At 39.6% G+C, this 11,016-nt stretch carries 6 protein-coding genes; 1 reads left to right on the top strand and 5 read right to left on the bottom strand.

Going from position 1 to position 11,016, the window contains the following annotated elements; all coding sequences use genetic code 11:
• Nucleotides 1–1,316: 1,316 nt before the first annotated feature.
• From MXE38_RS11340 to MXE38_RS11325, 4 genes are all read right to left on the bottom strand, one after another.
• The gene (locus MXE38_RS11340) at nucleotides 1,317–2,501 is read right to left on the bottom strand and encodes a PD-(D/E)XK nuclease family protein (RefSeq protein WP_246915028.1); all 1,185 of its coding nucleotides are present in this window, start codon (nucleotides 2,499–2,501) and stop codon (nucleotides 1,317–1,319) included.
• Nucleotides 2,502–2,618: 117 nt separating this feature from the next.
• The gene (locus tag MXE38_RS11335) at nucleotides 2,619–3,344 is read right to left on the bottom strand and encodes an AzlC family ABC transporter permease (RefSeq protein ID WP_246915025.1); all 726 of its coding nucleotides are present in this window, start codon (nucleotides 3,342–3,344) and stop codon (nucleotides 2,619–2,621) included.
• Between the two features lie 555 nt (nucleotides 3,345–3,899).
• A complete protein-coding gene (locus MXE38_RS11330) occupies nucleotides 3,900–4,214 on the bottom strand; it encodes an AzlD domain-containing protein (RefSeq protein WP_246915022.1) in 315 nt (104 codons plus the stop codon).
• A 77-nt stretch (nucleotides 4,215–4,291) separates the two neighbouring features.
• Complete coding sequence (locus MXE38_RS11325; RefSeq protein WP_246915019.1) at nucleotides 4,292–5,218, bottom strand: AzlC family ABC transporter permease; 927 nt, start codon at nucleotides 5,216–5,218, stop codon at nucleotides 4,292–4,294.
• A 1,015-nt stretch (nucleotides 5,219–6,233) separates the two neighbouring features.
• On the opposite strand from MXE38_RS11325, the gene MXE38_RS11320 reads away from it, so the two are divergent.
• The gene (locus MXE38_RS11320; protein ID WP_246915015.1) at nucleotides 6,234–7,259 is read left to right on the top strand and encodes a YwqG family protein; all 1,026 of its coding nucleotides are present in this window, start codon (nucleotides 6,234–6,236) and stop codon (nucleotides 7,257–7,259) included.
• A 149-nt stretch (nucleotides 7,260–7,408) separates the two neighbouring features.
• Here the strand turns inward: MXE38_RS11320 and MXE38_RS11315 are convergent, their stop codons facing one another.
• The gene (locus MXE38_RS11315) at nucleotides 7,409–10,228 is read right to left on the bottom strand and encodes a diguanylate cyclase (RefSeq protein WP_246915012.1); all 2,820 of its coding nucleotides are present in this window, start codon (nucleotides 10,226–10,228) and stop codon (nucleotides 7,409–7,411) included.
• Nucleotides 10,229–11,016: the final 788 nt, after the last annotated feature.

The raw sequence follows: 11,016 nt of genomic DNA, 5'->3' as shown, positions 1-11,016 counted from the left end.
ATTCTATTATAGCATCGATACAAGAAACTATACTATATTGACATTTTGGTTTTATACATACATATAGATGATTACAGATTTGTTTCGGTAATTTAGACGGAAATCATACTATTGTCGGTCTATATGCTCATTACTCATCTACTTTTACTATTTGCTTAGAGTAAAAAACCCGATAGGAATCATCTTTAGAGGCCTGTAAAAGGCAAGATCTTAAGCCAAATGCAGCCACTAATATGCTTGTATGTAAGTACTTAAATTGAGCAGGATTAGAATTTAGCTCTAATCATTGCAAAAAAACTATCACCACTCAAAATAAGGCAATAGCCTCGTAACACCTTAGTTTATGGTTCCTTAATGCACCAAGCCCAGAAGCTGCTTTGCTCATAAATTGATTAACGTATTGAGAGCATCAATGAATCACTACCATAGTTTCAAATTCACTAATAAGAATGAGGCAACTCTTGTTAATCCCCAAGAAGCAATTATTAGCTAATAAGCAAAGACTAGCTTCTTTCCCCTAAAGTATAAGCACAGCACTACAATGCACAGCACTGCACCTAACAAATGCTTATGGCTTATTGGTAGGTGTTCTTATCAGAATAGCTAAGAAGTTTGTCAAAAAACCTAATATGCCAATAGCTAAGTCTATAAAGACTGGCCATCCAGCAATACTGCTACTGGTGTTGCTAGTAGGTGGTAATTAATGAAATGAACCTATCAAGATAGGCCTTACTACCTAACTAACTACAAAAGCTGTCAGTAGGGTAATCTTGGTAAAAGGCCTAAGGCTACTTAAGCGCTACGATTACTGGTGCAAGTTCGCACCAGTGGCTATTTTTATGGTGAATTAGCAGATGGTCATGTCAGGGCTCAAATAGGCGCATCCTATATGCCTATAGCCTAATATGCCAATAGCTAAAGCTATAAAGACAGGCCATCTTGCGATACTGCTACTGGTATAGCTAGTAGGTGGTAATTAATGAAATGAACCTATCAAGATAGACCTTACTTCCTAACTACCTTCCTACAAAAGCTGTCAATAGGCTAATCTTGCTAAATGGCCTCAAGCTACTTAAGCTCTAGGATTACTGGTGCAAGTTCGCACCAGTGGCTATTTTTATGATGAATTAGCTGGTGGTCATGTCAGGGCACAAATAGGCGCATCCAATATGCCTATAGCTTAATATGCCAATAGCTAAAGCTATAAAGACAGGCCATCTTGCGATACTGCCACTGGTGTGGCTAGTAGGTGGTAATTAATGAAATTAACCTATCAACATAGATCTTACTTCCTAACTACCTTCCTACAAAAGCTGTCAGTAGGGTAATCTTGGTTCAAGGGCGCACAAGTGGCTATCGATATTATCAATCATAGCTTTAATCAGAGCTGCCCTTTTAGCACCATCTTGTAGTGTAGCTAAGCTCTTGTCATCGAGTAATTTGAGTTTAGGCACATATTTGTCCTCAGTAATCTTGAGATTAAAATACTTCCAGCCTAGCCAATTGGAATGATTGTAAAACCCTTCTTTAAATAAAGCATCCAGTAATGGACTCAGACCTTTGAGCAGTTCATGATTCTTTTTGGAGTCACAATAAGAAAAGTCTCCATCATATTGAAGAGATAAACCAAAATAGATGAAATCTTCTATTTCAATACAAAAATAGATGGTAGCATCCTTATTGTTTAGAGTAAATTTTTTTAAAGGCACGTTAAAGCCAAATGATCGTAAGGATTCAGGGAAAAAAGAGAGAAATTTTTCTTTCTCACAGGTAAGAAAGCTATCATTTGGTTTATCTAAATCAGGAAAATTATAGTTTTCTTTTAGCAAAGATAAAACTCGAGTTTCGAGCTCATTAACAAATTCCCATACTAGCTCTTTGGTGCTTGTATCATAGCGGGAGCTTGTATCATAGCTTGGAAGTAAGTACTCAACTAATAGCTCTTTATAGCTTTCGATAGTGTTCTTTAGTCTAGAGCTTTGTTTGACTGTGTCCAAAGTAAGAGAGCTCTTAAGAAAACTAATAATATGTTCTTGGTAAGATAGCTGGGCTAATGAGGCATTTTCTTTCTTAGCTGTACAGAAACTATCTGCTGATGGGGCATTCCCTTCAAGCGTTAAATAAACTAACAAAATATCCTTGACAGGATATCCTAAACCCTTTAACGCTGCAAAATAATTGTCTAATTGTTGGGGTTGGTCTTTGGCATAAATCTTATTTTCTAAAATTATGGCCTTATATAAAGGGGTTGTTTGACCAGAAGGCTTAAACTTAAGACGAATCAAAATGTCGATTCTATTTTGGGACTCAGGACAAACAAACTCAGTGTCGACAGTTGCATCAATTAGATCTTTGCTGGGTATACCAATATTTTCAGGCAAATGCTCTAAAAAGGCTTGCAGTATCTGAGGCTCTTTGAGCAGAGATGCAAGCATATTAGAGTGGAAAGCCTCACTATAAGGCGATTCAATTTCACTTAGAATGTTGTATTGACCGTACATAGTAGTTCCTCATTCATTAAACGTACCCAGCAAATAGGGCAATGGAGAGCTCATGTAAGAGCAAGCCTATGTCCTATGAGGGGCTAATATAATTCAGATTAACCTAAGTTAGTCTCATTAGCGTTCTGATTTCTCTTTTGCAATTTGGATTAATAAGGCAGAGGTTAAGCCTGTTAGTACTCCAGCTCCTACGCTATAGGAAGGATTGCCCCACAGGGCTGTTAGGCCTGAGGCTAAGAAGCTTAATAATATTGGAGTGTAAGCAATAATTTTGCCTTTAAGTGCTTTTACTTTAGGTCTCATGCCTATAGCTAAGCACAAAAAGGTTGCAGGCATTGCCACAGCAAAGCCATAAACACTAAGATCACCAAAGATGTTGCCCACGACATTGCCGCTAAAAGAGGATAATACCCAAGCAGGGCATATAGTAAGGATTAAGCCAATATAGCAGGGAAAAGAAAAGCCCTGCCCTTGTTCATTGCGTCTATGGATATCCTGCATAGAAATGGCCCAAATTTCATCGACCATAAAAAAGGCAATAAAACCTAACTTTAATCCCTTGTAGTTCTTAACATGAGGGGCAAAAGTCATCCCCATCACTATATGGCGTGAGTTAATGAGAAAGGTGGTGAAGGCGATCAATACTATAGGAGGAATAGCTTGCCATAAGCCTAAAGCTGCAAATTCACTACCACCAGCTAAGTTTAAGGTGGTCATAACCACAGTCGTCAAGGATGACTGTCCTACCTGACTTGCCTGTGCTCCCATAATGAAACCAACAGGGACTAAACCCAATAGTATAGGAGAGGCTAAAAACATGCCTCTTAACACTTCTTTGTACATATTCTATTGTCCCGTTGTGAAAAATCTCAAAGAGCGCCAAAAGAATTATCCAAGTGCCTTGTGCCCGACACTTTACAACCCCAAACTAAACACTAGTGCCTATTTAGTTTTTGCTAACACTCTAATCTTTGCCAAATTTGTACGTATATTTGCAGTTTTGCATACAGGCAATAAAGCTCATAAAAGCAAACAGCTTGGCTCAATAATATGCCTTAAACCATGCCATAATCATAATGAAAGCTAACTCCTAATAGGTCAATCTTGCTAACTCCTGGCAAAGCAATGCAATGCAATGCAATGCAATGCAATGCAGTACAGTGCCAGGCAATACAAGGTAATGCCAGAGAGTACACTGCCATGCAATGCAGTGCTGTTCAGTGCAGCGCATTAAGGTGCGATGCTTGCAAGGCTAGGTAGGAGCTAAGGTATAAGCCTTGTCGGAACAAGGTAAGGTCAATTTTGTTCTTGCAAGAGCTTCCTGTATTAGGAGTGAGCTGTTTTGCTTCTTTGTTGCCAACTTAAAACATTAGTACGCTGGTATAAATTTGGTAGTAGCTACAAGAAGTTTTGCAAAATGCCTAATAAGACTACGCTAGCACAAATAGTAATGCCCAAATTAAACTTAAAAGATAAAGCAAAGGCAAAGAATAGGGCAGCAAGCATCTTAATATCAGTGGTCATAAAAGATGGTGCAGCAACACTTACCATTACGCAGCAAGGGCTAGAATCAAGTACGGCACGAGCGCGGGCGCTTAAAGTTCTCTTTCTTAACCATAAAAAGCCTATGATACGAGTTGAGTAGGTGGCGGAGGCCATAGCTAAGATAGTGAGCATCTCATAAATATTTGGAAGAGCAAAGGTACTAGACATAGGGCTAACCTAAAACAAATTAACTACTTAATTATGATTTTGTACTGGATTCAAAACAGCCTGAGGCTAATGGACTCTTATTGATCCTTAGCACCAGAAGCTTGACTATGGGCATCAACTAAAGCCGTACCGTCTGCCATTACCTTAGCTGGAGCGGGCGCTGTTGCTGGTGCAGGAGCGGTCGCTGGTGCAGGTGCTGGTGCTGAGGTATTGCTAGCGCTGTTCTCTGATGCATTGGCTGTGGCTGGTTCTTGGGAGTTGGTATTTTCTTGAGGCTCAACTAGTCCTTTTTTCTCTTTGTAAACTTGTACGAAAAAGGCTGCTATGAGGCCGCAGACAATACCTGTACCTACACAATAGTGAGGATTGCCATATACTGAGGTTAGGCCTGCTCCTAAGAAGCTTGCCATAATAGGGGCATAGGTTAAAAGACGGTTGATACCAATAATTAGCTTTGGTCTCATGGCTACAGCTAAAGCAATAAAGGTTGCTGGCATGGCAGCTAAGAAGCCGTAAGCTGATAAATTACCAAAGCTATTGCCTAAAATACCACCTGCAAAACAGCTAAAGGCCCAAGACATCCAAATGCCAACACCTGCGCCTATATGGAACCAATAGGAAAATCCTTTGCCCTCTAATGAGCGCTTTTGGATATCTTGCATGGTAAGAGCCCAAGACTCATCTACCATTAAAAAGTGGCCAAAATAGAGGCGAAATCCTTTTTCATGGCGCATATAAGGCGCAAAGGTCACACCCATGACAATATGGCGTGAGTTAATTAAAAAGGTAGTAAAGGCAATCATTAAGATTGGAGGAGTAGCAGACCATAAGCCTAAAGCTGCAAATTCGCTACCGCCAGCTAAATTAATACCTGACATTAAGAAAGTAGTAAGAGCTGACTGGCCTACTTGACTAGCCTGAGCTCCTAAAATTAAACCTAAAGGCATGAGACCAATCATTAATGGTAGCGCAGTAATATAGCCACGTCGAAATTCGTAAGACATCATGCCTCCTTATGAAATAAAACTACAATCAATCAGGCTCGATCTTTCAGTTCTCTAAGTCAATTTAGGAAAAGAGCCTGTAATTATTAACGCTGTAATACACGCATAGACTAAGCTAAGTTAGCTCAGCTAAATAAAGAGCAGCACTACTGTTAACTTTATTTAGCTATAGGCAGTAGGCCTTAGAGGTGTATTAATTTTTTTTAAAAAGTTAGAGACAAAAAAAGCGTACTTGTATAGGACAAGAACGCATCAAAGTCGATAACTTACTTCCTTACCAATACCTGGAAGTAGGCTCATTGTAGTATGACAAGCTACTACTTGTTAATCAGTAGCACCATAATAGGGAAGTGACTTTCAGCAATGTTCTATAATAGGGCAATAGCTTGCCTCGCTCCATAGCTTTACAGCCATCCTTCAACCTAAGAATTACCATATCTATCACGGCATTAATCTAATATATTATCTAATATCAAGCTAATCTCTAAGGAAGGCTCATTCATGCTCAGAGGTGTACTGCCAAGCTCATATTGGCTAAGCTAAGCTAAGCTAAGTTAAACCTGAGCTTCAAGCTGTCAAGCAACATACCTTACTCTAAGGCAGTGCATGGGCTGGAATGATGTCCTTTATCTCATATGTGGAGGTTAACACCTTAAGTCGTCTCTGTTAGGCTGGTAGATAGGGGGCTAATCAAGCTTTTGTTTTAGCTTTAGCTTTAGTTTATGCTTGGCTATAGGCTCACCCTTAAAGCTTAGTATAGCTTTTGTGATGGTGTTTATAAGGGCGAGCCGTGGCTTATGTATTGGTTTATTTGATAGAGTTAGGTGAGGACTGTTGGGCCTCCTGGCCGCATGGTCTGCTGGCCTGTTGGTATGGTGGCTTCTGGTCACTGGCCTTGGAGCCGCAAGGCTGTTTGCATTACCTCTAGCATGGAGCCTTGGCCGTTGGGCAGTTGGGCAGTCAGCTTTAGCTGGGTGTAAAAGGGTGGATGGGTGTTCTTTTAGGAGTGGTTGCTATGAAAATTGAGGAAGCATTAGAAGTTTGTCAAAACATTTGGGCGAGTAGGCGTAATGCTATTAAGCTTGATATTGTGCGCCAGGACTTTGAAGAAATGGTCATTTTAGAGGAAGTGGGGCAAAGTCATTTTGGTGGTCTTCCTGATGTGCCTGAGGGTTTTGAGTGGCCTAGCTATGATTATGTTGAAAAAAGGTATTTACCTTTTGGTAAGGTGGAAGATGGTGAAACTAAACTGTGCCATCTGCATTTTATTGCCCAGTTTAATTTAGAGCAAATTTCCCTATTAGATAAGGATAATCTCTTGCCTAAAAAGGGCTTATTGCTGTTCTTTTACGATTGCTATAATCAGTGCTGGGGCTATGATCCTAACGAAAAAGGCTCATGGCGGGTTTTATATTTTGAAGATATTACAGCTCTTAAGAGAGCTCGTGTTCCTGAGGGCGTAGATCCTGACTTTATCTTTCCTAAGCTTGCTATCAAAGCACATGCTAGAGCAAATCTTATTGATTTTGAGGATTATTACGATAGCTTTGGGGCTATTGATGCTTATGATTTTGCCAAAGCTAGATTTATGTGCCTTAAGCATTTAGATTGCAATTTGGAACAGCTAAAAGAGGACGATCCCCAAGCATATGATGAATTTGTTGCGCAGTTAAGCGCACTGCTATCTCAAGAGGAGTTTAGCGATGAAATTAGGTATGGCGAGGGGGCTGATGATTATCACCAACTATTAGGCTATCCAACAATCATTCAAAATAGCATGACCATAGATTGTGAGCTCTTAAGGCAGGGCTTTAGTGTGGGTAGAGGGTGGTCAGATTTGCCTGTGGACGTAAAGCAAAAGGCGCAACACAATGGCCCTAAAAATTGGATCTTACTCTTTGAGCTTGATGGTGTAAGTGATGACCAATCAGAATTTGACCTAATGTTTGGTGATTGCGGCATGATCTATTTTTACATTCGCAAAGACGAATTAGAATCTGGTAATTTTGATGGGGTATGGCTGCGCTTGCAATGCTACTAGTCTTAAGAGCTGGATAGCTACTTGCCGTCTGCTAAGATGCCTTGAGTTGTTTGGCTCTAATAGCTGTGATAGCTTAGATAGCTTGGAATGAGCCTTGTTGGGCTCATCCCAAGCTTAAAGTTTTGATGGGTGGGCGGGCGCTCTATGGTCTATTGAGCGTCAATTTTGCGCATTAAAGAGGCTAAGCGTTGCTGGCTATTGTGCAGTACGTTAGGCATATTAGAGACAATTTTAGTCTCGCCATCAATATTACAAGACACTTGACCCTTTAAGGTTTGCTTAGTGAGGTATAAAGCTTGATCAGCAATTTCAAATAGATTTTCGTAAGTAGAGCCGTTTTCTGGAGCAAAAGCAATGCCCACTGAGCTTGAAACAGGGTAAGGAATAGAGAGCTTTTGGGCCTCTTCTTTAATAATTTGCTGGTAAATGTTGGCAAGAGAAATAGCCTGCTCTACAGAAACATTCTGTAGCATTACCATAAACTCATCGCCACCCATACGGCCTACCAAATCCGAGCTTCTAAAGGCATTTTTAAGGCATTTAGCCACCATTAAAATGACCTCATCACCAAAGGCATGGCCATGAGTATCGTTAACTTTCTTAAAGTCATCAATATCAATCATGAGCATAGCTTGGTGTTGGCCTATATCTTGGCCTTCACTTAAAGCAGAAGCTACCGAGTGTTCCATAGTGGTCTTATTTAAAAGCTTAGTCATAGGATCAAGCTTATTTTCCTTATTGAGCATAGCAATCTTCGCTTCATAATTATGAATAGAGTAAAGCTTGCCAATAATCATAATATGGCCTGTAGTCTCTTCGGTATAGCCAATAATAGAGCATACGTGCCACTGATATTCAGTGCTGTTAGTTGGTCTTAAGCGGAATTTTACAGTTCTGCGGCTCTTACCATCGGCAATAGTACGATCAGTGAAAATGGACTCATACAGCTCCCTGTCGTCAGGATGAATAAAGTCAGAATTTTTAAAAAACTGCAAATAGTTTTCTTGTAGCGGTTTGACTGATGGAACATAGTGCTGGTAATTACCAAAACGCTCTAAGCGATCTTCATTTTGGTCGTACTCAAAAATTAATTCTTGGCAGGCCTCAGAGAGCAATTCATTTTTGCGAATCCAACGGGCCATACGATCTTTTAAGCGACGCTCACGAGTAATATCATTGAGCAAACACATATAAAGATTGTTATCGCCAGATCTGCCTAAATAAGCTGACTTAACACTACACCATAGGTATTGACCTGTCTTACCATGTTTAGCACGATAGACTACAGATAAGCTTTGTGCTGTTTCGCTATTAGTAAAACTGTTAAAGAAATTATCTACATCATCAGGGTGTAAGAAGCGATCAGCAAAATCGGCTCCATCAAGAGACATAATATAATCAGGGTCGTAGCCCATAAGGTCAAATAGACCCTTATTAGCCCATAAGAGACGACGCTCATGATTAGGGCCGATAGATTGAATAAAAACACCACAGCCAATAATATTCATGAGCACATGAATGGAGTGCTCAAGATTAAGGAGGTTTTCTTTTAAAGCCTCGTCATTATGAGTTTTGGTAATATCTTTCAGGCTAGGGGCAGCATATTCGTGATATGCCATTTGAGCTTCATCAAATACACGTCGTGCCTGATCATAATTAGGATCTGGTTCTTGATTACGTAAACTCTCAGTTAATGGGCTAGCACATAAGTTAGTACCACGAATCTGAGCAAGCAGTTGGCTTTCTGCAACTTCTAAGGTAGATGAAGCAGAAGCTTGATCGCCATTGCTAATAACACCTGAATCAACACTATGAAAAGCGTAGTCAGTAGCACTAACAGCATCATTTACTGCCCTTTGCTCTAACTTAACTTTATTAGTGGAGAGATCATGAGCTTTAGCTAAAGCCTGGTGATTAGCTTGTGCTTGAGCTCTGATGTGTTTTTGCGCATGGGATCTAACTTTGTTAGCCTCTTTGAGACTCTGTTTATAGGCATGATCATTGAGTACACTTTGAGTTAAGTGTTCGGCACTAAGCTCTTGTTCGTGGGCGCTATTGTGATCTTTTAGATAAGCACCATTTTTATCGTGATATGAATGCTCATGCTTAGGAATGCTATAGATCTTAGAGCGCTTAGCCATTAGCTCGTTAAAGCGACGTGCTCCTGCACTTGCATTCTCAATCCCACCTTGAGCTTGCATAGCCTCAGAAGAGGCTGGTGCGATTATAGCTGTATGGGCTTGGACAATTAAGGTGTTGTCATGGGCGTTTTCATACTTAATACCTTCAATTTGGTGTTGGGTGTGGGCTAGCTCTTGAGCTAGATGTTGGCTAGCGCTTGAGGTTTTACCGCTATCAAAATCACTAATATGTCCTTGGTAAATGTAGTTAGTAGTATTTTTGCTAGCTAAAGTGTTGTTTTTTAGGCTTGCTACATAATCAGTAAATACTTGAGTATCAGCTGTTTGGTGAATAGCCTTGTTAACTTTCTTGGCCTCATCACTAAGTTCAAAAGTTAAATTAGAGCGCTCAGTTAGGCGTTCAGTAATAGCAAAAGCCTGATTGAGGTTTAGGTAGTGTAGGGTATCTTCTACATTGTCGTTGTACAGCTCAGAAGATGGGATAGACTTAGGCTCAAGCTCGCTTATAAATTGCTCTTGAGGCATGAGGCCCATATAATCAGATAGCTGGAAACTGGTAATAGTATCCTTAGTGCTCATATGATGCTCGTCATCATAGAGCTCAGGGTTAAAAATAGCAGAACCACAACCGCCAGCAGAGCAATCACAGCTTACAGCACTGGTGCACATGTTAGTGCAACCTGTCTGCTTATGCGGACAAGTGCCATTAGAGCGAGGACAGATTTTCTTTAAGAGCTCGCTCTCACTAAGGCTACTAGCGTGATTGAGAGCTTCCTTATCTAAAGGTGCTTGAGTAGTTTTAGTGATAGTTTCAATCTTACTCTTCATGAATTACTCGCTAAAAATGTGCACAAACTGCAAAGCGCCGCCTGTACTTTAGTGGGTTGTCTAAAATGAATTATCTACAAGGATATAAAAGCCACATCCTTAATGCTTTTAGATTCGTTAACAATGCCATCAGGTCAGGTATAAAAAGAGCCCTGTTAATAAGATGCGCTGATTTAAAGATGTGTGGCATAAAAGCTAGCAAGCTAGACAAAGTAGCTTGCATAGCCTTTAAAATAAATTAAGCTCAAATTAGTTTTAAGCTTCAAAATTACGAGCTAATCGCTCGTAGCTCCTTACCTTGTAATGATTGTTACAAAAATTGAAAATCCAATTAAGCAAAAGTACTTGGACAAAATTACTAATAATATTTGTTGCCAAATTTGTTTAAAAAACACACAGACAGTTATTACTTCATTCTGGTAAATGGATAGTTAGTACAAGAAAACACAGCGATAGCAAGCTTCAGTAAAGTTGTAATAACAAAAAACTAGTGTTTTTAATTACAGAAGATTAAACATTACGTTGCTAATAATTTGTAATTATTAGCTATTATCAAGTGCAACAAATAGTGTATACCTGTAAAAGTTGACCTTAGTATAATGCAAAAAATTACCAAAATGCTATATCTAGGAATTGGGTTTTTTTAAATTTATATTAAGCATCACAAAAGTTATTAGTACGGCGCAAATTAACAAAACCTAGATAAACATAGATAGTATCTAGTAAGTTGCATGCAAAAGAAGCTTTTTGGGGGCAGCTAAAAATACCAACTAAGAGTAGGATATTTA

It is taken from the genome of Anaerobiospirillum sp. NML120448, from assembly GCF_023050945.1.
Taxonomy (GTDB): domain Bacteria; phylum Pseudomonadota; class Gammaproteobacteria; order Enterobacterales; family Succinivibrionaceae; genus Anaerobiospirillum.
This window is presented reverse-complemented; position numbering and strand designations above follow the sequence as displayed.